We start from the raw sequence: 24,018 nt of genomic DNA, 5'->3' as shown, positions 1-24,018 counted from the left end.
ACCAGCCTGGCGGCTGATTGCATGGCACGACCAAAGGTCGTGGAAGCTAATTCTTAACTCTTCACTCTTAATTCTTAATTACCCTTGAATTCCGGCTTGCGCTTTTCCAGGAATGCCTTTACTCCTTCTGCGTGATCGGCAGTTTGTCCTGCGATCTCCTGGCAGTAAGCTTCATAGGTGAGCATGTCTTCGAGTGATGAAGTGCCCGAACGATACAACATTTGTTTGATCAACCCGACAGCCTTTGTCGCTGCGTTTGAATAGTGATGTACGTATTCGTTAATCGCGTCATCAAGCTTGTCAGCGGGAACAACCTTATTCACAAGTCCGAGTGTGAGTGCTTCTGCGGCAGTGACCTTTCTTCCCGTCGTTGCCAGTTCAAATGCCTGCGCGAGGCCGGTGAGCCTTGGAAGGAAGAATGCAGAGCCTGAGTCTGGAACGAGACCAATGTTGACGAACGCCTGCGAGATCGCGGCATTATCCGACGCAACGATGATATCACATGCAAGGGCGAGCGAACAGCCGGCGCCAGCAGCCACTCCGTTGAGCCGGCAAATAATGGGCTTAGGCATACCCCTCATAAGACGAATGATTGGATTGTATCGACGCTCAATAGCAGACTTGAACGAAAATCCCGGCTCCGGAGAAATTCCCTTGAGATCCTGCCCCGAACTGAAAGCGTTTCCTGCGCCGGTCAGTACAACGACACGGCAGTTATCGTCGGCCTGGATCTGTTTCAGCGCATCCTGCAATTCGAAGGTAAGCTGGTCATTCAGCGCGTTATAAACTTCGGGACGATTAAGGGTTAAGCGGGCGACTTTTCCGTCGGCTTTGTAATCGAGATACTTGTAATCCATGTGAGGAGTTGGTTGTCGTGTTCGGATCAAATTAACACAACAATGGGTTTAACACAAACGGTTGCGATAGTTATTAGCAAATGACAGAGATTAATAAAATGGGTATTTGATCCCGAAGGGACCTTCGATTTGTAGCACGCGCGAGGTGAAGTGTAGTGAAATCGTGCGAAGCACAATTATCAGAACGAAGTGCCAACAATCATCGCACGAAATGCACGATCAAAATCAATTTGAAAACAAAGCGTCGGAATCCAATTCGGAATTTCATATCATCGCGTTCCTTCGACACAGAGGATCATTCGAACGCTTTTGCTATTGATCAGAAAACCCTACGGGATTTGAATACAACACCCTTTTAACGATCAAAAATCCCTCGGGATTTGAAATGCACACCTTTTTCTATTGATCAAAAATTCCTACGGAGTTCAAATGCACGTATCAAAACAGCACCATCATTCCGCCAAAGCTCAGCAGCAATCCTGTAATTGCGCCTACCATCACCTCCCGCGGCGTATGGGCATTGAGTTGCAGGCGTGCCGACATGATTACGCCTGCCAACAGTATTGCAATGAGAGTAGGGCCGAACAGCTTGCCTTCCTCTGAGATCTTGTTCAATGGCAGCAGAATGCCAATGAATGCCCACACGGCCATGGCATGAACGCTGACCTTATAGAAAAATGTAATGATCGTGGCCATCACGACCAGGACGTCGATAATGACAAGAAACTTAAGGAGATTGTCGTTGATACTGATGCGCGTTCTCGAATAGAGTAGCCACGTGATCAGAATGTAAAGGATCGCCACGAAGGTAAACGGTATCATCCTTTCCCGTCTCGACTCAAGCGTAACAGAGCTGATCGTTCCCAGGGCCTTGAACAGGAAAATGTTAAGTGCGGGCAGGGCAAACGTGACGCAAAATATCAGAAAGATAAACTTCAGCTGACCATCCTGGCTAATGGGATCCAATCCCGCCGGCAGCAACAATGTAAACAGACTGAACAGGTACGTCGCCAGTAATAGTGGATGAAATACCCAGGAGACAATTCTCGCCAAAGTCATTACCTCACATCTCCTTTCTCAATCGGGCAACCGGGATGTTCAATTGCTCGCGATACTTAGCGACAGTACGGCGCGCAATGTTATATCCCTTCTCGTTAAGTATTGTCTCGAGCTTGTCGTCGGAGTAGGGTCTGTCTTTGTCTTCGCTTTCGATGATGTCCTTGATAATTTGTTTCACCTCGCGACTGCTCACCTCCTCACCGGAGTCTGTGGCAATACCTTCTGAGAAGAAATATTTCAGCGGATAGATTCCGAAGTCGGTTTGAATCGCCTTGCTGCTGGCCACACGCGACACTGTAGAGATGTCCATGCTGATCATGCTGGCGATGTCTTTAAGGATCATGGGACGAAGCTTTGTTTCATCACCTTCCAGGAAGAAATCATACTGGAATTCGATGATGGCGTTCATCGTTTTGAGGAGTGTTTGCTGACGTTGCTTGATGGCATCGATGAACCATTTCGCCGCGTCGAGTTTTTGCTTCACAAAAGTTACTGCCTCCTTAAGCTTCTTGTCTTTCTTGTTACTCTTTTCATAGGCCTTGAACATGTCGCTGTACGACCTGCTGATGCGCAGATCGGGAGCATTGCGGCTATTCAAAGTGAGCTCAAGCTTTCCATTATTATTCGTAAGAATATAGTCGGGAATGATGTATTGATTCTTGGTCGCAGCTTGCGTGCTTCCTCCACCCGGCTTGGGATTCAACTTCACGATAACTTCCATCGCATCGCGTATGAAGTCCTCGTCTTCTGTATCGAGCTTCTTTTGGATCTTCTGATAATGCTTCTTAGTGAACTCGTCGTAACATTCTGAGATGATCTTCTTGGCCACGGCCACGTCGATATCATGTCCATTGTCCATGCGATCGAGTTGAAGCAACAGGCACTCTTGCAGATTGCGTGCGGCAATCCCCGGAGGGTCGAAAGTTTGAATCATCTTCAGAACCTGCTCGACTTCATCTGCTGTTGTCTCTATGCCCTGAGCAAACGCAAGGTCGTTTACGATAGACTCGAGTTCTCTGCGTATATATCCGTCGCTTTCGATAGAGCCGACCAGCTGTTTTCCGATGGCATATTGTTGATCATCAAGGCCGAGAAAATCCAGCTGACCCATCAGCTGTTCGTGCAGCGATGAAGACATGGGAATGGGCATTTCGCGATTGTCTTCGTCCGAATCGCCGTCCCCCTGCATCTTGTATCCACTGTAATCTTCGTCCTGGAGATAATCTTTGATATCGATATCATCGTTTGAGGACGACTCCTGAAACTCTTCGGTCTCGGATTCAGTGTTGGACTCTTCCGGCTTTTCCTGTTCCTGTTCCTCGCCCTCTTCGAGGGCGGGATTTACTTCCAGCTCCTCTTCGATTCTGCCCTCGAGTTCAGCCGTTGGAACCTGCAGCAGCTTGATAAACTGTATCTGCTGCGGGGAAAGCTTTTGCTGTAATGACTGATTTAAACCAAGCTTTTGCATCTTCCTCTCTTAAAATACCAAATGTAATACATCAAATCTAATAAAATAAAGTGACCCGGGGGTGCCGGAAGCAGTTACAGGGCCGATCATTCCATGAATCGCGATTAGTGGAGCTGAGGCTATGAAAATCTGCCGGATTTTCGTTTTTTGCGAACCCTTTGGCCGGGGCGTTGACGCTTGTGGCCATGTATCACCAGACATAAAATGCCAATCTGCAAAAAGCAGACCTAACGCAATGACCCAGCCGTTGGGCATTCCGTAAGCATGATCACTTTGAATAATGGGGCGCACAGTATAAAATAATAAGCCGCTCAGGCGGATACTTGATATTTAGTATAACATGAAACGTACCAAAATAAAAGAATTGCTTCAGGTCGAACCGACGGGTCAGCCCGCGACGGTACACGGCTGGATTCGATCGTTCAGAAACAACCAGTTCATTGAAATAAACGACGGCTCTACAATAAAGAACCTTCAGGCCGTTGTAGACCGCGATGCCCTCGGTGAAGCAACAATTAAGAGACTGACGGTAGGTGCCTGCATCGAAGTTAAAGGCGAGCTACACAAGTCGTTAGGTAAGGGTCAGTCGCTCGACCTGATGGTAAAGGAACTCAATGTTCTGGGCGACTGCGATCCTGAAAAATATCCGCTTCAACTGAAGAACCGTCCCAGCCTCGAGTATCTAAGAGAGATCGCGCACCTCAGATCGCGAACAAATACTTTCGGGGCAGTGATGAGGCTGCGTCATGCGATGGCGTATGCAGTCCACAGATTCTTCAACGAACGTGGATTCTTTTACATACATACGCCCGTGATCACGGGGTCAGATGCTGAGGGTGCTGGCGCGATGTTTCGTGTTACCACTCTGGATGCAGGCAAGCCGCCGCGCACAACGGAAGGCGGTATTGATTACAAGGAGGATTTCTTTGGAAGGGAAACCAACCTGACGGTATCGGGACAGCTGGAAGGCGAGACCTATGCGCTCGCTTTGGGAGACATTTATACGTTCGGTCCCACATTCAGGGCTGAAAACTCCAATACTGCACGTCACCTTGCCGAGTTCTGGATGATTGAACCGGAGATGGCATTCTACGATCTGCAGGACAACATGCAGCTTGCCCAGGAACTTTTGCAGTACCTGGTGCGCTATGCGCTCGACAACTGCCAGGAAGATCTTGAGTTTCTGAACAAGCGCTCGCAAGACGAAGAAAGCTCAAAGCCGCAGGACAAACGTGCCGAGATGGGATTGATCGATCGGTTGAAGTTTGTGACCGAGAACGACTTCCAACGTACCTCCTATACGGAAGCGATTGACATTCTCAGGAACTCGAACCCAAACAAGAAGAAGAAGTTTCAATATATCATAGAGTCGTGGGGTACCGACCTTCAGTCGGAGCACGAAAGGTATCTTGTAGAAAAACACTTTAAGAAACCGGTAATTCTTTACGACTATCCTGCGGCAATCAAGTCTTTCTACATGCGTCAGAACGACGATGGAAAGACCGTGGGCGCCATGGACGTGCTGTTCCCCGGTATCGGCGAGATCATTGGAGGTTCGGTGCGCGAAGAGCGCTACGACAGACTGATGCGCCGGGTTGAGGAACTCAAACTTCCTGAGAAAGACCTGTGGTGGTATCTTGAGCTTCGAAAGTTTGGATCAGCTCCACACGCCGGCTTTGGTCTCGGCTTCGAGCGACTGATGCTTTTCGTTAGCGGTATGACCAATATTCGCGACGTAATCCCCTACCCCCGCTATCCGGGCAACGCGGAATTTTAAAAGCAACGTATGGCTACCGGAAAGAGGACCTTTGCCAGCGATAACTATGCAGGCGTTCACCCTGAAGTGATGGAAGCGCTGATACGCGCCAATGCAAACCACGCTGGCTCATACGGTGCTGATCCGTATACTGAAAGGGCTGTTCGCTTATTCAAACAGTTCTTTGGCGAGGACGCAGAGGTATTCCTGGTCTACAATGGTACTGCTGCCAACACGCTTGGGCTAAGCGCAATAACAAAGTCGTACAACTCGATCATCTGTTCGTCACTGGCACATATCAATGTCGATGAATCAACCGCTCCTGAAAAGTTTACGGGATGCAAGCTGATCACGATCGATTCGCCAGACTGCAAGTTGCTTCCTGAGCAAATCGAAGCACGCATCCAGCGCGTCGGCGATCAGCATCATCCGCAGGTCAAGGTAATCTCTATTTCGCAGTCGAGCGAATACGGAACTGTATATACTGCCGACGAGGTCCGGGCCTTAAGTGCTGTAGCCAAAAAACACAATCTTTATCTTCACATGGATGGCTCACGCATCTCCAATGCTGCTGTGAGTCTTAATGCAGAGTTCCGTTCCTTTACCCGCGACGCCGGTGTGGATGTTCTTTCGTTCGGAGGTACTAAGAACGGGATGATGTTCGGCGAGGCCGTCGTATTCTTTAACCCGGATCTTGCGAAAGACTTTTCCTATATCCGAAAACAGGGCATGCAGTTGCATTCCAAGATGCGCTTCATTGGAGCCCAGTTCGAAGCCCTTCTAAGCAATGATCTCTGGAAACGCAATGCGACACACGCCAACAAGATGGCCCGCAAACTGGCAGAAGTTATAAAACAAAATGGCGGAACCATCACTCAACGCGTCGACGCCAATGGCGTGTTTGCTATGCTGCCTGTAAATACAATTGCTCCCCTTCAGGAAGAGCGCTTCTTCTACATCTGGAACGATGTCACAAATGAAGTACGGTTGATGTGTTCGTTTGAAACGAGCGAGGAAGATGTGGAGGCGTTTGGGAAGAGAATGGGGGAGCTGAAAAATTAAGAATTAAGAATTAAGAGTTAAGAATTAGCAGCCAGCCTTGCGGCTGATTGCATGCACGACCGGAGGTCGTGGAGGCTAATTCTTAACTCTTAATTCTTAATTCTTAATTGTTTCGTAGACTATTGACCGGATTCGCCCCTGCCGCTCTCAGCGCCTGGTAGCTTACCGTTAGCAATGTAATCAATAAGGCAAGTACTCCCGATAGTGCAAATATGCCCCACGTTATGTCTATGCGATATTCAAATTGGGCGAGCCAACTGCCCATCAGGTAATATGAAATTGGAAAGGCAAGTACCATCGCCACAAGAACTAGCAGCACAAAATCCAGTGACAGCATACCCCATAGCTTAAACACGGAAGCGCCGAGTATTTTTCGAATGCCGATCTCTTTGATGCGCTGACTTGCTGCAAAGGCCGCGAGCCCGAACATGCCGATGCAACTGATCGCTATCGCCAGCACGGCAAACACAGCTGCCAGCTTTCCCATCCGTTCTTCGTCGCGAAACATCTTTCCATAATTTTCGTCCTGAAATTCGTACTCAAAGGGAGAGTTCGGATCGTGCCTGTGAATGACTTCTTCTACTTTCTTCAATGCTTCCGCCGTGGGCATATTGGGATTTAATCGTATCGTGAGATGCCCCATTCCTTCATAGCTGACATAATATATATGTGGTGATTGCTTTGAGAATGGAGTCCAGCGGATCTGATCTCTAATGATACCAACGACAGTGCGCTCCTTACCGGAAAAGAATTTAATCTTCATCCCGATGGCTTTGTCTCTGCCAAACAACTCTGCAGCCATCTCGTTGATGATGATGGCAGATGAATCGGAAGCCAGATCGTGGGAAAAGTCACGGCCTTCAACAAACTGAAATCCATTGGTAGCCGGAAAGTCATGGCTGCAGTGATTTAAGGCAATCAATGGATGAACGTCCGGGTCTTTTCCCTCCCAGCTTAAGGATGCATCGGCAGCCACAGCACCGGTCATGGGGAAGTCAGACTTTGCCATATTTTCTACAGCGCCGGAGGAAATGAGTTCGGCTCTCAGGGCATTATAGTCTGCATTGGCAAGGTCCTTAGTCAGCACCTGCATTTGAATAATTCCCGCGCGATCGAATCCTACCTCCCTGTTCCTTGCATGCTGGATTTCGAGAAACACTACGATGGTCCCGATTATCAGCAGAATGGAAATAGTGAACTGAAATACGACCATTACCTTGCGCGGAAGTGTTGCGGCCCTGCCTGCTTTGAAAGTTCCTTTCAATACCTGCACAGGGTTGAATGCGGACAAATACAACGCAGGATAACTTCCCGCGAGAAGTGCTGTGAGTAATACAAACGAAAATATGCCAACGTAGAACATGGGTTTGTTCCACGGCAATCCAATTTGCTTACCAATCACATCATTAAAAACAGGAAGAGCCAGCCAGGCAATGATCAGTGCGATGAAAGCGCCAATCATTACAATCATCAATGACTCGCTGAGGAACTGACGAATCAATTGCCGGCGGGCAGAGCCCATCACTTTCCTCACTCCTACCTCTTTGGAACGCATTTCACTGCGCGCCGTACTAAGGTTCATAAAATTAATGCAGGCCAGCGCGAGAACGAATACGCCTATGGTTCCGAACATCCAAACATACTGCATGCGGGGAGGATCGCCGGATCCGTCGTTAAAGTATACGTTCAGATGCCAATCGTTCATGGCGAACAAAAAACCTTCCGGATTCATGGCCTTCCCTTCCTTTGAAGACTTCTCAAGAAGCAGTTGCTCTAACTTGCTGCTTAGTTGTGGGGCAGAAGTACCGGGTTTAAGCAGCGCGTAACAATCAAACGCGTAGCTCTCCCAACTATCGCGGCTCTTCCAGTCACCCGGGTTTGCTGCAAACATATATTCGATAGGCACCAACAGATGAACAGCAGCGAATTGAGAGTTCGGCGGAAAGTCTTCGAATACACCATTCACCATGAGTTGTTCCTGGTTGTCAAACTTCAGCATCTTGCCCACAACCGACTGATCGCTGAACAGCTTTCGTGCAAGAGATTTTGACAACACGATAGAGTGCACCTTGTTGAGTGCATCAGCAGAGCCTTCCAGTAATTTCACAGAGAAGATCTTCAGAAACGACGGGTCCACGAACAGTCCCTTCTCAGTCATTTTAACATCGTCCAACGCGAGGATGTGATCGCCTTCACCAGATGACGTGCATACATCCTCTATTTCTGCATAGGTTGATTTCAGCGCACCGCCATAAGGATATCCCACCCCGCTGGTCGCAAATTGATCTTCGCCAAGTGTGATATTGTGATACACCTGAGTAATTCTGTCATGATTGGGAAATGATTCATTGAAGCTGAGCTCGTCGTAAACCCATAGCCCGATGAGCATGGCCACACACATTCCGACAGAAAGTCCAAAGACGTTGATTGCTGAAAAGCCAAAGGCGCGCACGAGGTTGCGCCATCCGATAATGATGTAGTTCTTTAGCATGAGAGGTAAGTAAAGATACTGATGTGATGACGTCCGGCGGGAAATAGTTTTGTCTTAACCTTTCGGCATAAAGAAAATTCGAATGCTGCCCTGCTTTGACGGAATTTGAAAAAGTGTAGGTGTAATGTTTTACATTCAGGCCCGACTAATCATTACAGGGTATTGGTGATTGAAAGGATCGCGTAGATGAGGGTTTCGCCGTTAGATTCAGAAATACAATTCGGAATATGTTTGCCAACACTGTCATCGGAATTTGCTGGACCGCAGTTGTAGTCATCTGGTTGATCACAGGTGCCACGAGTTCAGCAACAACCAGGAAAACGGCTGGAAAGGCCGGGCGATGGTTTCGCTTCTTTCTTGCAATAGTCTTCCCACTTTGTTTCCTCGTCGACGACCTGAGAATACTGAGCACTGTATATGTATTCCCGAATGACACGTATTTACAATGGATCAGTGTCTCGCTCTGCATCTCTGGGATTTCATTTGCCATCTGGGCCCGGCTTCACTTGGGAAACAGCTGGGCTATGCCAATGACTCAGACGGAAAATACGGAACTTGTTACCTCCGGGCCGTACCATTTAGTCAGGCACCCTATATACGCGGGATTAAGTCTTGCAATGATTGGCTCAATGTTAGCTGCCAGCGCTTTATGGAGCCTGTGGTACATTACCTGGACTTTGTACTTCCTGTATAGTGCATTCATGGAGGAACGCGCGCTGAAGGCGCGGTATCCTATCGATTACCCTATTTATAAAAGCAAAAGCAAAATGTTCATCCCATTTGTGCTCTAGTAATTTGGAGGAAGGTCAAGTTGAATATTAAATCCTGAAGTTTGGCAAATACCGGACAGCACAATATTTGTAAACGGCGGTCTATTGAATGATGGCCGCAAATGAGCTAATGACCAAATAGGTCCCGGCTATCACACCGGCAAGTGTCTCAATCCGAAGCCAGGCATGAATAAATCCTGATCGTTTACTGTTTCGAACGAGTAACCACACGAAGACGAGCGTAAAAAGTATTCCAATCACCAGTGTCAGATATTCCATATCGTTAATCTAAGCAATTGAACGGACATCACAGCGACGTGTAAACACTAAGTGGCTGGCGTCCGTGCAAAATAGCAATCATAAAAAAAGGCCCCAAAGGGCCTGCAAATTCTCTATTCTTGAATCTCAATTTGACTCTTATCTCTTCAGGAATTTGTAAGTGCCTCTGAAGTTCGACTGTTCATCGCGAAGAGCCAAAAGGTAGTAGCCAGAATCGAAATCCTTCACGCGAATCCGCAATTCGTGATCATCTACCTTTTCCGTTTCGATGGGAAGTTCGTTTCCGATGATGTTATGCATGGAAACCTTGACATGGTCGATGTTCATGGTTTCAAGGCGTACATGTACAAATTCTGTGGTCGGGTTGGGGTAAAGATTTACCGTCTTTACGGTCTCCGCCTTTCCGCCGCCCTGCTCATAGACGGACCCGCCCGGGCCCTGAGCATAGGCGCTAACCGCCAGAGTCAATATCAATATGAGGGAGTACAGTCTTTTCATTCGCGTTTCTTATGTATAATATACGACAACTTTCGCACCAGAGTTTTAAGCCTCCCGACGTTTTGCCGCTTAGTATACCATTTAGATGAAGGAATCGCCCAAAAGGTTTAAAAAGAGGACGAAAAAAGTTTGTCTAACCAGCAAAGTCTGTCAATTCAACGATTGAAATGACAAATGAGTCATGTTTAACGGAATCGCAAGTCTACTTGCGGTGAAGTTTCAGGAACGCCGACGGCAGGAATTCGGTAAGATCGGAAGCGATGAGGCTGGTCATTCCGAGCTCACGCGCGACCAGGTCGCCGGACAGACCGTGGACAAAGACGCCAATCCTTGCTGCATCCAGTGAAGAATATTTCTGGGCCAGGAGGCCTGTGATGATGCCTGTCAAAGTGTCGCCGGTGCCGCCGGTGGCCATACCCGGATTGCCGGTACTATTAAAGTGAACTTGTCCACCTGGTTCGGCAATGGCAGTATAAGCGCCTTTTAGCACCACTACACAACGCGTCCGTTTGGCGAGTTCCCGAAGTGCTTCCAGACGGGCAAAGTCGTCTGTGGTCTTGCCGGCGAGCCGCTCGAACTCCCTAGGATGGGGAGTGAGAATACTTCCCTCCGGAATCAAACTCATGAGCTCCTTCTGTTCAGACAAAATATTGAGCGCATCGGCGTCAATTACCATCGGATGCCGGTAATGCCTTAGAACAAATTCCAGTGCATGTACAGACTCACTGCTTCTGCCGAGCCCCGGACCAATACCCACAGAGGAGTAAGCCTCCATCGCGGGAGGGGCTGTAAACATCTCCTCGTCGCGATCGAGGCTGACCATCGCTTCCGGTACCGAAGATTGAAGTATAACGTTCCCGCAGCGGGGAACATGGACGGTTAGCAACCCTAACCCTGCACGCAGCGCCGCCCGTGAAGCAAGAACAGCTGCTCCAATCTTTCCAAGACTGCCAGCAATCAATAATGCATGTCCATAGGTGCCCTTATGGTCGAACCGGTTCCGGTCCTGGAGATTCCGGCGTATGACTTTCTCACGCGTATAATGAAATCCGCTGTCTGCATTTTTTATAAACTCCCGGTGCAGTCCGATGTCGACAAGCTTCCAGTCGCCAACATATTTACCGTTTTGCGACATCATGAACGCCAGCTTGGGCAATTGAAATGAGATAGTATAATCAGCGACCACTATAGGTCCTGATGAAGCGGCATCGACCCGAAGGCCGGACGGTATGTCGATCGCCACCCGATATGCGTCGGAGCGATTCATCTCTTCGATCACCCATGCATACAACCCTTCGGCAGGACGCGAAAGCCCTGAACCAAAAAGTGCGTCGATGATTACATCACATTCGGCAAGTATGCCCCCGGCAGCCGCCTCGATTTCAAAGATCCTTACTCCGGCAGTTTTAGCCCGCTCAAGGTTAACAGAAAAATCATTTGTAACTGACATTCCGGATTTCACCACCCAGCACGTCGGTTCGTAGCCCTGTTCCCGAAGCATGCGGGCCACACCCATACCATCGCCGCCATTGTTACCAGTACCACACACGACGTGAACACGTTCACGTCCCTGGAAATGAGAAACAAACCAACCGGAAAATGCGCGACAGGCGCGCTCCATGAGATCGATGGATGCTATCGGAGTTTGCGCTATCGTATAGGCATCGAGTTCGCGAATCTGACTGGCTGATAAAATCTTCATAGCATCATCTGTCGACCTCGCCCATAACCACGTCGATCGATCCGATGATGGCGATAAGATCCGCAATGAGTATTCCCTTCGCCAGTTCGGGCAATACAGACAGATTCACAAAGCTGCATGAACGACATTTGCAACGGAATGGAACGTCGCTTTTACCATCAGCTCTGAAAAAGAATCCCAACTCACCTTTAGGAATCTCAGCACGCACATAAAAGTCCTGTGCCTTTGGTCTTATCTTCTTTGGCAGCAATGCCTGCGGATCAAAGTCACGCGTGCGCTTATGCTCACCGTTGAGTTTATCGAGACACTGCGAGATGATCTTTAAAGACTCATATATTTCCTGGACGCGAACATAAGTGCGGTCCCAGCAGTCACCCAGCGTTCCCACCTCACCTCGTCCGATAGGAATATCGAAGTCGAGCTCCGGATAAATGGAGTATCCATCAACGCGCCTAAGATCAAAGCGCAGCCCGGAGGCCCGCAGCATCGGACCGGTTACACCACAGTTGATGGCCAGATCGCGCGACAATACACCAACATTAGCCGTTCGTCTGATGAAAATTTCATTCCTGAGGAGCACTGTTTCCAATTCCTCCATCTTAGGTTTAATGTATTGCACGAACTCGGCACAACGCTCCTCGAACCCAACGGGCAGATCATAAAAAAGTCCGCCAATCCAAATGTAGTTATACAACAGGCGCGAACCCGACGCCCATTCAAGCAAACGAAGAATGTGTTCTCTGTCCCGCATGATCCAGAAGAACGGCGTGAATGCGCCAATGTCCATGCCGTAAGTACCTACAGCGATGAAGTGTGAGGCGATACGATTGAGTTCAGCAACCAACACCCGGACATATTCGACGCGCTTGGGTATTTGCTGATCGATCCCCAGCATTCGTTCAACACCCATCGCATAAACATGCTCATTGTTCATCGCGGCAACATAGTCCAGCCGGTCGACAAATGGTATCACCTGATTATAGGGAAGGTTCTCGGCGTGTTTCTCAAAGCAACGATGCAGGTATCCGATGTGAGGAACAACCTCTTTTACAATCTCACCCTCCATCAACAATTCCAGCCTCAAAACACCATGCGTTGATGGATGCTGAGGACCGAGGTTGATGATCATCTCCTCTGAGCGCAGCAACTCCGGACGCAATTTGTTTGGTGCAGAGGCGAGCAGATTACCCGGCTTATATTTGTATTGAACGGTGTTCTCTGCCATAATCAATACTCAACTTTTATATCGCGGTAATATTCCTGGTGCTTGTAATCTTTTCGGAGAGGATGACCCTCCCAATCTGCCGGCATTAATATTCTGCGCAGGTCCGGATGATTCAGAAATACGATACCGTACATGTCGAAGATCTCGCGTTCAAGCCAGTTTGCTGAGCGCCAGAAATGATTCAATGATTCTATTGCAGGATTATCGCGATTCAATTTCACCTTAATCATCAACTGATGACCGAATGGAATGGAGTAGAGGTTATAGGCAACCTCCATGTCGTGTCCAGGGCCATTGTCAATGCCCGTTATACAAGAGAGCATGTCGAAGTAAAGCGACGAATGATTCAACAGCTCCTGCATAACAGGAAGCAGGTCGTCAGCGTGTACGCGAATTGCTTTTGGAGTCGCCGCTTCATCGGCAACGGCATCGCTATGCGTGCATTGCTTCTTTACAAGTGCCAGTATTTCTTCAAACGGCTGCATGCGTTTCGGATTCTTTGAGTAACCTCTCGATCGCTTTGGGAGCGACAAGACTTTCGCTCCGTATCTTCTCCTGTAGTTTTAAGAAACCACCAATCAATGCTTCCGGGCGCGGAGGACATCCGGGCACATACACGTCGACGGGAATGATTCGATCAACTCCTTTGACCACATGGTAGCCATGCTGCCAATAGGGACCTCCGCAATTGGAGCACGAACCCATAGAGATCACGTAACGGGGTTCGGCCATTTGCTCATACAATCTTCGTATACGGTCTGCCATTTTAAATGTGACAGTGCCTGCAATGATCATCACATCCGCCTGACGTGGACTTGAACGCGGCAATATTCCCAATCGGTCCATGTCGTACACGGTTGTACCTGTACTCATAAACTCAATCGCGCAACACGCGATTCCGAATGTCATAGGGAACATCGATGACAGGCGTGACCAGTTCAACACATCATCCAGACGCGTCACAATGATCCCTCCGTTTTCAAATCTTTTATCCAGCAATCCCATAATGAATCATTTTTTTGAGTCGGCGCTCCGCTTATACTTATCGTTTATCGCATCGTATAACGCGGTGGGCACATTTGACTGGTGCCGGGTAGGCGTCGGGTTGGGCTTGTCCCAGGTGAGAAAACCATTGCGCCAGGCATAGGCAAGGCCTAACGCCAGAATGGCAATAAAAACAACCATCTCTCCCATGGCCAGCCATCCCCACTGAGGGGCTGCCTCCTGAAGTAAGGGATCTGCATACACGGTAGTCCAGGGGAACAGAAAGACAATCTCGACTTCGAATAGGAGAAATATCAGTGCTACGACGTAAAAGCGAAAATTGAACTGAACCCAGGCACTTCCGATGGCTTCCTCTCCGCTCTCGTAAGTAGAAAGCTTTTCAGGATTGGGGCGATCTGGCCGCAGAAACCGAGACACGAGCATCGTCACGGAAACGAACAACGCCCCGACGATGATAAAGATCAATGCTTCACCGAATCCCGAAAGGTATAATCCTTTGTCCATCCGACAAAGATAGATTCATTTGGAGATTTTGTGATATTGGGATTTGGAGATTTACAACCAGGGATTGGGGAATTGTTGGGTTAAGGTGGAATTGGATTCTACAAACCTTTATGCAGTTGGTATTTATAAGTTTGTGGTATTAAAGGTGTCGCCCTGATCGACGTCGCCGGTCTCGAAGCCCTTTTTAAACCAACGCATTCGTTGTTCTGATGTTCCGTGGGTAAATGAATCGGGAACAACCTGACCCTGTGCCTGCTTCTGCAATCGATCATCACCGATGGCACTGGCAGCATTCAACGCTTCGTCGATGTCTCCTGGGTCCAGAATTTTGTCCATTGCATCCGCGTGATGTGCCCAAACGCCGGCCAGGAAGTCGGCCTGCAGTTCCAGTCGAACGGATAGTCTGTTGTATTCTGCTTCACTGAGTCGTTCGCGCTGTGCGTGTACCTTGTCAGTGATGCCCATGAGGTGTTGAACGTGATGCCCGACTTCATGCGCAATAACATAAGCCTGTGCAAAGTCGCCCGGAGCACCGAAACGATTCTTCAACTCATCATAAAAGCTCAGGTCAATATAGAGGCGTTCGTCCTGACTGCAGTAGAAAGGCCCCACCGATGATGTCGCCTGTCCACAACCGGAGTTGACTGCTTCTGTAAACATTGTGAGTGTTGGCTCGCGATAGTCACTTATTAATTTATGCCAAACGTCCTCGGTGCTGCCGAGCACAACAGTAACAAATTGCGCCAGCTCCTGCTCTTCCGGGCTCGCCTGATACGGAGCGCTTTGTTCAGTCGCGGGTTCCTGTGTCTGCATCTGTGATAACAGCCTCAGCGGGTTCTCGCCTGTAATCAGGCTGATCACAAGAACTATTGCTATCGTGCCGATGCCACCTTTGAAAGCCATGGGTCCTACGCCACCACGACCGCGCTGGTCATCGACATTTGTGCTTTGTCTTCGTCCTCTCCATTGCATATGAATGTCTTTTATTTGAGGAGGAAAATACAAAACACGTTCCACAGAAGGAATAAGCGCGGCGGTTATTTCCAGGCTGCCAGGATGACGCCCATAATAGTTAGGGCGATCACGCTATAACCTGCATTGATCAGAAAAAGTCTCATCGATCTGCGCTCAAACAGGTAGTGCGTTCCGACAAAAGTTGCGACCCAGCCGAAGCCGGCGAGAAACCCCCACATCGCCCCCATCGCAGGGTTGTTTTCCGGACCCATGAACATCGCCAGGTTGATCGCCGCAATGATGCCCAGCAGAAAGGCGAGGCCGAATATTTTAGCCATGTTTGCACCTTTCATACTTTCTTCCGTGAAGCCATTTTCTCGCATCCATGCCTTACCAAATAGTGCAGGAGAATACCAAAGTCCGCCAATGAGAAATGTAGAGAGTGCTGCTACGAGCACCGCCCAGATGTTAAAAGGCGCATTCATAATAGTGAAGTTAGTTTATTGGGTGTTTTTGTAAAGCAATACGTTCGTCGGTTAATTTAATCCATAACTGCATGGAATATCGCAAGAGTATAAACACGAAATTGTATGCAATTACCGAAGCGGCATAAATGACACCCGAGACGGACTCTTATTCACAACGAGGGAATAGCGGGCAGGCCGCCCATGAAACAGCTGAAATCGCACTAAACGACCGGCTCATGCGCGCCATAGGAATTCCATTCTTTGGCATTGCCATTCCAAATCTCACAGGACTATTCGGGAATCTTTCCATTCATGACCTCTATTACTGGATTGGATACCTGTACTTCATTGGTCTGGCATTTTGCATTTGGCAGGGCAATCGGTATCTGCTGTTCAGGACCCGAAAGCGATTCACGTGGTTCGACAAGCCAATTGAAAAGCTTATACTGCTGTTCATGAACAACATCTTCTTCACTTCACCTCTCACCATTGCGTGGCTCTGTGTCTGGTATCAGTGGGTAGAATTCCCGGAGATAAAATGGGAGGTAATTACAACGGTGACGCTGGTGAACGTGATTTGCGTATTGTTCGTCACCCATGTATACGAAACCGTGTTCATGGTGAAAGAGCAACAAAGCGAACAACTTCGCAGTGCCCGGTTGCTTAAGGCAAAAGCTGAAGCCGAACTGGAGGCACTGAAGAACCAGATCGATCCGCATTTCATGTTCAACTCGCTGAACTCACTAACTTATCTGATTGATGCTGATCCCTCCCGGGCCAGGCAATTCACGGAACACCTTGCCGAGGTGTTCCGATACATACTGATGCAAAAAGAGAGAACACTGGTGATGGTTGAAGATGAGCTGGCCTTCGTTCGCCACTACGTCACGCTATTGCAGCTGCGGTTCGGATCGGCACTTGAAATTGTTCATCATTTAGCTGAAGGAAGCTCTGCGCTCATTCCACCAATTTCGGCCTTCGTTGCTCTTGAGAACGCAGTGAAGCACAATGAAATCTCCACACGCATTCCGCTGCGAATTGACATGACCTTCGACGATGGAGATCTCGTCATTCAAAACCGGCTTCAACCGAAGAGAAGCATCCAGCATTCCTCCGGAATAGGATTAAAAAATCTCGACGAGCGATTCTTCATTATCACCGGCAAACGAATCCGCATCGAGAATGATGGAAAACACTTTACCGTAAGAATGCCGCTACTATCATCGGGTTAAACGCAACAATGAGTATACAGGCTGATTCTGCCTGGTTAGACTGATTTAAAATGACTTAGACTGATGAAGGTTATAATTATCGAAGACGAATTGCTGGCACAGGCAAAGCTGGAGCACCTGCTTGCCAAAGTGAACAGCACCATTGTTGTAGAGGCAAAACTTGGAAGTGTCCGTGAAACGATCGACTGGCTTACCTCCCACTCCGCGCCCGACCTTGCCTTTGTCGATATCCAGCTGTCGGATGATCATTCATTTGAGATCTTCAGGCAGTTCGCGCCGACATTTCCGATCATCTTTACGACGGCGTATGACAAGTATGTGCTTGAAAGCTTTGAGTATAATTCTATTGACTATCTCCTGAAGCCGATAACTGAAGATAAGCTTAGCCGATCTCTCGAAAAGCTGGGCCGGCTAAGTCAGCATTTCAACCAACGTAATCTGTATGCGTTGATAGGTCAACCTGAAGGTGAACAGAGCAGCAGATACGCAGAACGAATAGTCGCCCGGAAAGGCAACCAGCATGTTGTCGTGCCCATCGGAGACGTTGCCTACTTCTTCACGATGCACAAGATCGTGTTTGTGAAAGATGTTTCCGGCAAGCAGATGATCGTAGATAAGAATCTGACAACGCTGGAGGGAACGCTCGATCCTGCCAGGTTCATACGGCTGAACAGGAAGTACCTGTCAGCGGCACACGCCATAAAACAGTATGCTTCGGTGCAGGGGAAGATACGCGTTCAGTTGTTGCCTGAAAGCGGAGAAGAAGTTTTTGTAAGCAAGGAGTCGGCGCCCGCCTTCCGCATTTGGATAGGTCAGCGGGCGCTTACTCATTAGCATTTATTTCTTTGCGCCAGGCTCGCGCTTAAGGAACTCGTCGTACAATAATGTCTGACGGCTCACCATTGGCATTTGCCATCCACCTATAAACACCTGGAGTATATTCGTTTTAGTTTCGAAAGGATCTCCATCGCTTACGAAAAGTGTTGCCTGCTTGCCGACTTCGATAGAGCCAAGCTTGTCTGCAACGCCAAACAATTCAGCCGGGACGATCGTGACTGCCCGCAGCGCTTCTTCCTGTCCGAGACCATACGCAGCAGCGAAGCCGGCGTTGAACGGAAGGTTCCTTACATTTTCCGTTTGTTGTGTTCTGAGCGCAACTGTCACGCCTGCTTTGCGCATAAGACCGGCGTTGGCGTAGGGCTTATCGTAACGGTCGTACTCGCGTGTGGGCAATGCCAGCACCGGGCCGGCAATGACGGGCAATTTTGCTTTGGCGATATCGGCAGCGACACGCCATCCTTCTGCAACACCGGTAAGAATTACCTTCTTGACCTTGCGATCACTTACCCACTTGATCGCTGCGAGTATATCCTTGCTTGTGTTTGCCTCGACCATCAGTGCTCGTTCACCCCGTACAACCGGAATGAGCGCTTGCATCTCAGGGTAATAGCGGGAATTCTTTGTTGCCGAGTCAAGCTTGTGGTACTGAACCGCCATGTCCCAGGTCTCGTTCAATTTTTCCATTGCTTTCTCAACACCCTTGCGTATCTCTTCGGGTGTACGACGATCAAGAAAACCTTTACGGCCGGTATTCGGGAAATACAACACGACGCCCTCGAATCCAGCGAACATCTGATCCGGCGTATAGCCATGAAGGTTGACCAATGCAGCCGTGCCGGGCATAAGATCACCTACAGGCGCAGCGATGACCGTTGTAACGCCGCTTACGCGTGTTACGGGTATCAGCACTGAGTTCGGGTTTACGGCTGTAATCGCCCTGATCTGTGGGATAACATCACCCACTTCGTTGAAGTCGCGCGTGCGTGGATCCGAATTGACTTCGCTCAACCCCAGAGTTGTGCCTCCGTCGATCATTCCCGGATATATCCATTTTCCCTTACAGTCGATGACTGTCGCGCCTGAGGGCGGAGTTATGTTAGTGCCAACGGCCGATATTTTGCCATCGGTGATGATAACAGTCCCCTGCTGTATAACGCCCTTAGTAACGGTCTGGATAGACGCATTCGTCAGGGCAAAAGTACCGTAGGTTCCTTTGGGACTTTGGGCCATCAATGTGGTAGCCCCAAAAACAAAAATGACGCTGAGTGTATTGAATAGTTTGCGCATATAGGTAGCAATCATTTTAGTTCGAACAGGTTATAGAATACTTCTTCCGCGTCTTTCATACAATTGTCTGAAAGGTCTGTATTGGTTTCGATGTTCACAGCATCAAGCGGTTCCTTTGGATCTATCATCACGCGCATGTCATCTGCATCTTTCTGCCGGTCAAACCGCACAATGCCGTCGACGATCGTTATCATTGGAATTGCATACACAGACAGCGGATGCCCTTTGAATATCGCTATGTCGCCCTCTTTCCCGACTTCCAGTGAACCTACGCGCGACTCTATGCCCAACTGCTTTGCCGGATTTATTGTTATCAACGACAGGGCCTCCTCGTCGCTCAGGTTACCATACTTCTGGGTCTTGCCTGCTTCGTGATAAAGGTGCCGCATCAATTCTCCGTCGTCGGAATTGATAGAGGTTACTACGCCATTCCTCGTGAGTATGGCCGCATTGTACGCCGTTGAGTAGTACACTTCAAACTTATATGCCCACCAGTCAGCAAACACGGAAGCCATCGCACCATACTCCGCCAGCTCAGGAGCGACTTTGAATCCTTCGTTCACGTGTTGAAAAACAATACGCTTAATCCCATACTCCTTGCAGATCTTGAGAATAGAATAAATTTCATCCGCCCGATAGCTATGGCAATGAATGATGATGTTGCCCTTTAGGATCTCCGACAATGTTTCAAGCCGGATGCTATACGCTGGTGGAGCACCGCGAAATCCCTTTTGTGTTTTGTCCTTGTTATACTTGTCCCATGCAGCACTGTATTCCTTAGCTTTCGCAAAAGCCTCGCGAATGACAAACTCCACACCCATGCGTGTGCGCGGAAGGATATTACTTCCTCCACCATGCACGCGTGTTGGGTTTTCTCCAAGAGCAAACTTGATGGTTCGTGGTGCACCTTCCATGCGGAGCGCATTAGCGTCTTTCACTCCATATCGTAACTTGATAGTTTCGCATTCACCACCGATTGCGTTTGCCGAACCGTGCATGGCGTGAATGGTTGTAACCCCTCCTCCGAGTGCGCGATAAATGCCGATCTCGAACGGGTTAAGCACTTCGCCGGTATAAACTTCGGACGTTACAGGGCTGGTGGCCTCGTTAATAGCATCAAGAGCGGCATGCGAATGTGCGTCGATGATGCCTGGCATTACAAACATGCCGGTGGCGTCGATAGTCGTGCTGTTTGCAGGTGCTGCGATGCTCTTTCCGATCTGTGCAATCTTACCGTCCCGAACCAGGACGTCGGTGTTTTCAAGTGTTCCCTTTGTAACGGTGATGACGGTCCCGCCTTTTATCAGTACTGTCCCTGTATTCTGAGCGTATAGGGACACCGTAATAACCATTGCTGTGAAGCCTGCGATCAGGATTCGTAGCAGCGCCTTTGTCAACATATATTTCATAGAATGTCTTGTGTCTTGGATGTGGATAACAGGCAGTTACGGTTTTTCCTTCTTTTTGTCGGCCTCAGCCTTCTCGGGCGTAGCGTTCACTTTGTAGAGTTTGCCGGCAATAAATACATAGACGACTTTCGACTTATCGTCGAAGTACGGACGCCGGCTAATGACCAGGTTAGCAATCTTTCCGTTGTCGATTGTACCCAGACGATCGCCCACACCTAATGCCTGTGCAGCGTTTGTTGTGAGGGCCGCCAATGCAGCATCTTCGGAAAGACCTGCCTTGATCATTCGTTTAAGATTCCCCTTTACATCCTTTGGTTTTGCCGACAGTGTTGAAAACCCGAATGATACTCCTGCCTTTTGATACGCCGCCGCCTGTCCTGCATATAGCGCAATGAAATCATCGCGGCGTTTTTCAAGAGCTTTGAACTCAACTGAATCCGGGAACATTGCCTGTTCATCCTTTTTCTTTTCAGCATCGACTTTGCCTTTATCATCTTTCTTTTCCTCTGGAAGTTCCAGACTCAGAAAGATCTTAGCATTCGACTTTAATGACGGGATGAGATCCCATCCCTCCTTCAGTTCTGCAATCGTAAGATTGAAGCCAAGCTGAGATTTTAAAGCTAACACGCGCTGTGCGTCCAGGCTTTTCTCTGCTTTGAATATTACTGGTATTTGCTTGTCGATTACCGGATAGAAAGCTTCGAGTATCCGATCTGATTCCGGAACTTCGAGACCTGACTTATTTGCTGCATACACTCCTCCGTATGATTTTGCATAGGTGGCTTGCCTATAGAGTTCTTTCCATTTGGCGAGTACGCCCAGAATTGTAGCCGGGTACATTCTTTCTGCAGGCGTCAGCTCTGAATATAATCCTGCAGTCGGATTCAGGACCATTTTGTCAGTAGCCTCTCCGTTATAGTAGATCAGGGCGCCGCGTCCTGGCAACATACCACCGTAAGGAACCACCTGCCCAACTGTAAACCCAAGCGATCTCCATTCCTCGATTGACTTTTCCACGGGGTTTAGCAATGCGCGTACATCAACATATGGCGTAATGCCTGCGGCTTCCGGCGCCGGGTTGCCAGGATCCTTTTGCTTTTCCCGGGTTTCCTCCTTTGGTTTGTTAACCGCGACTCTCGACAGTCCATCAATAAAGCCCGCATAGACATAGAGGCTGTCGCCTTTTACAATAACCGCATCGGCGGGAACGGCGAGATTTTGTCCGACAGCGGCAATTACGCCATCGCGAACGAGTACTGTTGCGTTATCCAGTTTGCGACCCGGTCCCTGAAAGACAGTCACTTTCGTTATCGCATAAGATCTTGATACAGGTGGAAGATTTCTAACATCCTGAGCACAGAGACTGAAAGTAATGGCAAGGATGCTTATCAGGGTCAGAAACAAAGCTGACCCCGAAGAACGGCAGGGGTTCTTCATTTAGCAATTGGTTTAGGTTATCGTCGGGCTCAAGATAGGAAGCTTTATATATCACACCAAACAGAATACACAGGTGGTTTTTTGCCCATTTCGGGAGCATTCAGATTGGTTGCTGCAACCCCTTTACAACTCAGTACAGTTCTGCGACGGTTCAGTACACGACCCTTTAGGAAGTCGAATCCTTCAGCCATACTTGTACCGTATTAGTGTAGAGAAACCATTTTAGAAACAGAGTATGAAGTTTTCAGTCGTTATCACAGCCGCCATAGTCGCCATCAGTACCTGTGCTACAATTCAGGCCACTGGCCAGGAGGTTAGGGCAGAATCCAGTTCATCAACCAGTGAAAGGCATAACGGTCGAAGCGTAAACCGGTGGAGAAACACATCCGTAGGCACTGATTTCAATGTCGAAACGCGGGGAACAATCGAACTCACTGACGATGACAAGGATATTAAGAGCCTTTCCAACGACGGATATTTAGAGATCACAAAAACGGTTTTCGGCGCCAGGCGGCAGATAGTGATTGAATCGCTTGGTGGCGGCAAGATCAAAAGGGAGTACTATGAGGGTCGCACCAAAATGGAATGGGATCCAAATGGTAAGAACTGGCTTGGCGAAATCCTTCCCGAGCTTGTCAGGTCCACTACTCTCGGCGCGGAAGGCCGCGTGAATCGCATTTTCCAAAAGGGCGGTGCCAAGGGTGTCCTTGACGAGATAGACGAGTTACACGGCGACTATGCGAAAGCGCACTATGCGAAACTGTTGCTGGAGAAGAACATTCCATCGGCAGATATGGCTTCCGTTGTCTCCCGTATTGCCGACGACATCCATTCCGACTACTATCTGGCGACGGTCTATCAAAACCACGTTGAAAAGATGCTGGTCACGCCAGCTTCGGCCGATGCCTTTTATCAGGGAACTCAACGCATCAACTCAGACTACTACAAAACTGTCGTGCTCAAGGAAGCGCTGAAGAAATTCTCAGCTTCTCCGTCACAGATCAAAACCATTCTTCAAGCGGCTGCATCTATAAAGTCGGATTACTACCTGTCGGTGGTTCTGAGTGCATTGCTCGAAGAAGACAACCTGAAGGACGAATCCTTAACTGACCTGATTGCCGTTTCAGCGAATATTCCGAGTGCATATTATCGCACCCAGGTTCTCAGTAAGGCACTGGAGAAAAAAGGGTTGTCTGCACGCGCACAAAAGGAATTAGTCGCGTCATTATCCGGGGTGAGCTCTGACTATTACAAGACAGGAGTTGTAACCAAAATGGCGGAAGGCGGTACTATCGATAAGGGTGTTCAAACTGAATTGATAACCCTGGTGAGCAACAGCGTGGGGTCCGATTACTATTCGGCAATTGCGCTGAAAAGTCTTCTCGAACATCAACAGTTGTCCGATGCTTCGTTCAAGCAGGTCGTGATTGCAGGCGGAAAGTTGAATTCTGCCAACTATGCCTCAGAAGTGCTGAAGCGGGCCGGCGAAGGGGATTTAAACAAAGAACAACTAATTGAGCTGATCAAAGCAACCAGCAGCATCAATTCAGATCATTACCTGACCGAAGTCCTGACGAGCATAGCATCACAAGTAAAGAATTCCGATCAGCAGGTGAAGGATGCATACCGGCAGGCGGCCAAACGTATAAACAACGACACATACTACGGCCGGGTTCTTAAAGCAATAGATTGATCATTGCAGCCATGTGCGAAGTG

At 48.8% G+C, this 24,018-nt stretch carries 22 protein-coding genes; 6 read left to right on the top strand and 16 right to left on the bottom strand.

The genetic code is table 11. The features are described from left to right. Window positions 1-74: 74 nt before the first annotated feature. The 3 genes from WBG78_RS16085 to rpoN all read right to left on the bottom strand — a co-directional run bounded on the left by WBG78_RS16085 (window position 75) and on the right by rpoN (window position 3,384). Window positions 75-857 carry an enoyl-CoA hydratase/isomerase family protein gene (locus WBG78_RS16085; RefSeq protein ID WP_337327474.1) on the bottom strand — a complete coding sequence of 261 codons (783 nt, stop codon included), beginning with the start codon at window positions 855-857 and terminating at the stop codon, window positions 75-77. A gap of 438 nt (window positions 858-1,295) precedes the next feature. After that, the gene (locus tag WBG78_RS16080) at window positions 1,296-1,916 is read right to left on the bottom strand and encodes a phosphatase PAP2 family protein (protein ID WP_337327473.1); all 621 of its coding nucleotides are present in this window, start codon (window positions 1,914-1,916) and stop codon (window positions 1,296-1,298) included. Between the two features lie 4 nt (window positions 1,917-1,920). Continuing rightward, the gene (rpoN, locus tag WBG78_RS16075) at window positions 1,921-3,384 is read right to left on the bottom strand and encodes an RNA polymerase factor sigma-54 (RefSeq protein ID WP_337327472.1); all 1,464 of its coding nucleotides are present in this window, start codon (window positions 3,382-3,384) and stop codon (window positions 1,921-1,923) included. A gap of 340 nt (window positions 3,385-3,724) precedes the next feature. Here rpoN and asnS point away from each other — a divergent pair, with 340 nt between their 5' ends. Together asnS and WBG78_RS16065 are read left to right on the top strand one after the other, a co-directional pair. Next, entirely contained in the window at window positions 3,725-5,161 is a 1,437-nt protein-coding gene (gene asnS, locus WBG78_RS16070; protein ID WP_337327471.1) for an asparagine--tRNA ligase, read from the top strand. Window positions 5,162-5,170: 9 nt separating this feature from the next. Beyond that, entirely contained in the window at window positions 5,171-6,202 is a 1,032-nt protein-coding gene (locus WBG78_RS16065; RefSeq protein ID WP_337327470.1) for a threonine aldolase family protein, read from the top strand. Window positions 6,203-6,305: 103 nt separating this feature from the next. Here the strand turns inward: WBG78_RS16065 and WBG78_RS16060 are convergent, their stop codons facing one another. Continuing rightward, window positions 6,306-8,693 (bottom strand): ABC transporter permease, encoded by a 2,388-nt coding sequence (locus WBG78_RS16060; protein ID WP_337327469.1) that lies wholly within the window; start codon window positions 8,691-8,693, stop codon window positions 6,306-6,308. A 227-nt stretch (window positions 8,694-8,920) separates the two neighbouring features. On the opposite strand from WBG78_RS16060, the gene WBG78_RS16055 reads away from it, so the two are divergent. Continuing rightward, a complete protein-coding gene (locus WBG78_RS16055; RefSeq protein WP_337327468.1) occupies window positions 8,921-9,484 on the top strand; it encodes a methyltransferase family protein in 564 nt (187 codons plus the stop codon). Between the two features lie 81 nt (window positions 9,485-9,565). Here WBG78_RS16055 and WBG78_RS16050 read toward each other — a convergent pair whose 3' ends face one another. The 9 genes from WBG78_RS16050 to WBG78_RS16010 all read right to left on the bottom strand — a co-directional run bounded on the left by WBG78_RS16050 (window position 9,566) and on the right by WBG78_RS16010 (window position 16,115). Further along, window positions 9,566-9,742: a hypothetical protein gene (locus WBG78_RS16050; RefSeq protein WP_337327467.1), complete on the bottom strand. Its 177-nt coding sequence runs from the start codon at window positions 9,740-9,742 to the stop codon at window positions 9,566-9,568. A 138-nt stretch (window positions 9,743-9,880) separates the two neighbouring features. Then, the gene (locus WBG78_RS16045) at window positions 9,881-10,240 is read right to left on the bottom strand and encodes a T9SS type A sorting domain-containing protein (protein ID WP_337327466.1); all 360 of its coding nucleotides are present in this window, start codon (window positions 10,238-10,240) and stop codon (window positions 9,881-9,883) included. A gap of 202 nt (window positions 10,241-10,442) precedes the next feature. After that, a complete protein-coding gene (locus WBG78_RS16040; protein ID WP_337327465.1) occupies window positions 10,443-11,942 on the bottom strand; it encodes an NAD(P)H-hydrate dehydratase in 1,500 nt (499 codons plus the stop codon). A gap of 4 nt (window positions 11,943-11,946) precedes the next feature. After that, window positions 11,947-13,167: an NADH-quinone oxidoreductase subunit D gene (locus WBG78_RS16035; protein ID WP_337327464.1), complete on the bottom strand. Its 1,221-nt coding sequence runs from the start codon at window positions 13,165-13,167 to the stop codon at window positions 11,947-11,949. Between the two features lie 2 nt (window positions 13,168-13,169). Continuing rightward, window positions 13,170-13,652: an NADH-quinone oxidoreductase subunit C gene (locus tag WBG78_RS16030; protein WP_337327463.1), complete on the bottom strand. Its 483-nt coding sequence runs from the start codon at window positions 13,650-13,652 to the stop codon at window positions 13,170-13,172. Further along, window positions 13,639-14,172, bottom strand: coding sequence for an NADH-quinone oxidoreductase subunit NuoB (gene nuoB, locus WBG78_RS16025; RefSeq protein ID WP_337327462.1), 534 nt, complete (start codon window positions 14,170-14,172; stop codon window positions 13,639-13,641). Before nuoB ends, WBG78_RS16030 begins: the two co-directional genes overlap by 14 nt. Window positions 14,173-14,178: 6 nt before the next feature. After that, on the bottom strand, window positions 14,179-14,676 hold the full coding sequence (locus WBG78_RS16020; protein WP_337327461.1) for an NADH-quinone oxidoreductase subunit A: 498 nt from the start codon (window positions 14,674-14,676) through the stop codon (window positions 14,179-14,181). Between the two features lie 123 nt (window positions 14,677-14,799). Continuing rightward, the gene (ypfJ, locus tag WBG78_RS16015; protein WP_337327460.1) at window positions 14,800-15,648 is read right to left on the bottom strand and encodes a KPN_02809 family neutral zinc metallopeptidase; all 849 of its coding nucleotides are present in this window, start codon (window positions 15,646-15,648) and stop codon (window positions 14,800-14,802) included. 65 nt (window positions 15,649-15,713) lie between these two features. Then, window positions 15,714-16,115, bottom strand: a complete 402-nt coding sequence (locus WBG78_RS16010) for a DUF1761 domain-containing protein (protein WP_337327459.1) — start codon at window positions 16,113-16,115, stop codon at window positions 15,714-15,716. A 128-nt stretch (window positions 16,116-16,243) separates the two neighbouring features. On the opposite strand from WBG78_RS16010, the gene WBG78_RS16005 reads away from it, so the two are divergent. Both WBG78_RS16005 and WBG78_RS16000 read left to right on the top strand, forming a co-directional pair. Then, a complete protein-coding gene (locus tag WBG78_RS16005; RefSeq protein ID WP_337327458.1) occupies window positions 16,244-17,329 on the top strand; it encodes a sensor histidine kinase in 1,086 nt (361 codons plus the stop codon). Window positions 17,330-17,392: 63 nt separating this feature from the next. Then, window positions 17,393-18,163 carry a LytR/AlgR family response regulator transcription factor gene (locus WBG78_RS16000; protein WP_337327457.1) on the top strand — a complete coding sequence of 257 codons (771 nt, stop codon included), beginning with the start codon at window positions 17,393-17,395 and terminating at the stop codon, window positions 18,161-18,163. 3 nt (window positions 18,164-18,166) lie between these two features. Here the strand turns inward: WBG78_RS16000 and WBG78_RS15995 are convergent, their stop codons facing one another. Genes WBG78_RS15995 through WBG78_RS15985 form a run of 3 tightly spaced genes read right to left on the bottom strand, consistent with a single transcriptional unit; the run spans window position 18,167 to window position 22,302 of the window. After that, entirely contained in the window at window positions 18,167-19,456 is a 1,290-nt protein-coding gene (locus WBG78_RS15995; protein ID WP_337327456.1) for an amidohydrolase family protein, read from the bottom strand. 11 nt (window positions 19,457-19,467) lie between these two features. Then, window positions 19,468-20,865: an amidohydrolase gene (locus tag WBG78_RS15990; protein WP_443092782.1), complete on the bottom strand. Its 1,398-nt coding sequence runs from the start codon at window positions 20,863-20,865 to the stop codon at window positions 19,468-19,470. Window positions 20,866-20,901: 36 nt separating this feature from the next. After that, a complete protein-coding gene (locus tag WBG78_RS15985) occupies window positions 20,902-22,302 on the bottom strand; it encodes an amidohydrolase family protein (protein ID WP_337327455.1) in 1,401 nt (466 codons plus the stop codon). A 235-nt stretch (window positions 22,303-22,537) separates the two neighbouring features. Between WBG78_RS15985 and WBG78_RS15980 the strand changes: the two genes are divergently transcribed. Next, on the top strand, window positions 22,538-23,995 hold the full coding sequence (locus WBG78_RS15980; RefSeq protein ID WP_337327454.1) for a hypothetical protein: 1,458 nt from the start codon (window positions 22,538-22,540) through the stop codon (window positions 23,993-23,995). Window positions 23,996-24,018: the final 23 nt, after the last annotated feature.

The organism is Chryseolinea sp. T2 (genome assembly GCF_037203685.1).
Taxonomy (GTDB): domain Bacteria; phylum Bacteroidota; class Bacteroidia; order Cytophagales; family Cyclobacteriaceae; genus Chryseolinea.
The sequence above is the reverse complement of the archived record's forward strand: the minus strand, read 5'-3'. Positions and strand labels throughout refer to the sequence as shown.

Excerpts from the sequence above, each read along its gene's own strand:
- WBG78_RS16050 (WP_337327467.1), bottom strand. The coding sequence starts at position 9,742 with ATGGAATATCTGACACTGGTGATTGGAATACTTTTTACGCTCGTCTTC.
- rpoN (WP_337327472.1), bottom strand. The coding sequence starts at position 3,384 with ATGCAAAAGCTTGGTTTAAATCAGTCATTACAGCAAAAGCTTTCCCCG.
- WBG78_RS15990 (WP_443092782.1), bottom strand. The coding sequence starts at position 20,865 with ATGAAATATATGTTGACAAAGGCGCTGCTACGAATCCTGATCGCAGGC.
- WBG78_RS16080 (WP_337327473.1), bottom strand. The coding sequence starts at position 1,916 with ATGACTTTGGCGAGAATTGTCTCCTGGGTATTTCATCCACTATTACTG.
- WBG78_RS16045 (WP_337327466.1), bottom strand. The coding sequence starts at position 10,240 with ATGAAAAGACTGTACTCCCTCATATTGATATTGACTCTGGCGGTTAGC.
- WBG78_RS16000 (WP_337327457.1), top strand. The coding sequence starts at position 17,393 with ATGAAGGTTATAATTATCGAAGACGAATTGCTGGCACAGGCAAAGCTG.
- ypfJ (WP_337327460.1), bottom strand. The coding sequence starts at position 15,648 with ATGCAATGGAGAGGACGAAGACAAAGCACAAATGTCGATGACCAGCGC.
- WBG78_RS16060 (WP_337327469.1), bottom strand. The coding sequence starts at position 8,693 with ATGCTAAAGAACTACATCATTATCGGATGGCGCAACCTCGTGCGCGCC.
- WBG78_RS16040 (WP_337327465.1), bottom strand. The coding sequence starts at position 11,942 with ATGAAGATTTTATCAGCCAGTCAGATTCGCGAACTCGATGCCTATACG.
- asnS (WP_337327471.1), top strand. The coding sequence starts at position 3,725 with ATGAAACGTACCAAAATAAAAGAATTGCTTCAGGTCGAACCGACGGGT.
- WBG78_RS15995 (WP_337327456.1), bottom strand. The coding sequence starts at position 19,456 with ATGCGCAAACTATTCAATACACTCAGCGTCATTTTTGTTTTTGGGGCT.
- WBG78_RS16055 (WP_337327468.1), top strand. The coding sequence starts at position 8,921 with ATGTTTGCCAACACTGTCATCGGAATTTGCTGGACCGCAGTTGTAGTC.
- WBG78_RS15980 (WP_337327454.1), top strand. The coding sequence starts at position 22,538 with ATGAAGTTTTCAGTCGTTATCACAGCCGCCATAGTCGCCATCAGTACC.
- WBG78_RS15985 (WP_337327455.1), bottom strand. The coding sequence starts at position 22,302 with ATGAAGAACCCCTGCCGTTCTTCGGGGTCAGCTTTGTTTCTGACCCTG.
- WBG78_RS16085 (WP_337327474.1), bottom strand. The coding sequence starts at position 857 with ATGGATTACAAGTATCTCGATTACAAAGCCGACGGAAAAGTCGCCCGC.
- WBG78_RS16005 (WP_337327458.1), top strand. The coding sequence starts at position 16,244 with ATGACACCCGAGACGGACTCTTATTCACAACGAGGGAATAGCGGGCAG.
- WBG78_RS16010 (WP_337327459.1), bottom strand. The coding sequence starts at position 16,115 with ATGAATGCGCCTTTTAACATCTGGGCGGTGCTCGTAGCAGCACTCTCT.
- WBG78_RS16020 (WP_337327461.1), bottom strand. The coding sequence starts at position 14,676 with ATGGACAAAGGATTATACCTTTCGGGATTCGGTGAAGCATTGATCTTT.
- nuoB (WP_337327462.1), bottom strand. The coding sequence starts at position 14,172 with ATGGGATTGCTGGATAAAAGATTTGAAAACGGAGGGATCATTGTGACG.
- WBG78_RS16035 (WP_337327464.1), bottom strand. The coding sequence starts at position 13,167 with ATGGCAGAGAACACCGTTCAATACAAATATAAGCCGGGTAATCTGCTC.
- WBG78_RS16065 (WP_337327470.1), top strand. The coding sequence starts at position 5,171 with ATGGCTACCGGAAAGAGGACCTTTGCCAGCGATAACTATGCAGGCGTT.
- WBG78_RS16030 (WP_337327463.1), bottom strand. The coding sequence starts at position 13,652 with ATGCAGCCGTTTGAAGAAATACTGGCACTTGTAAAGAAGCAATGCACG.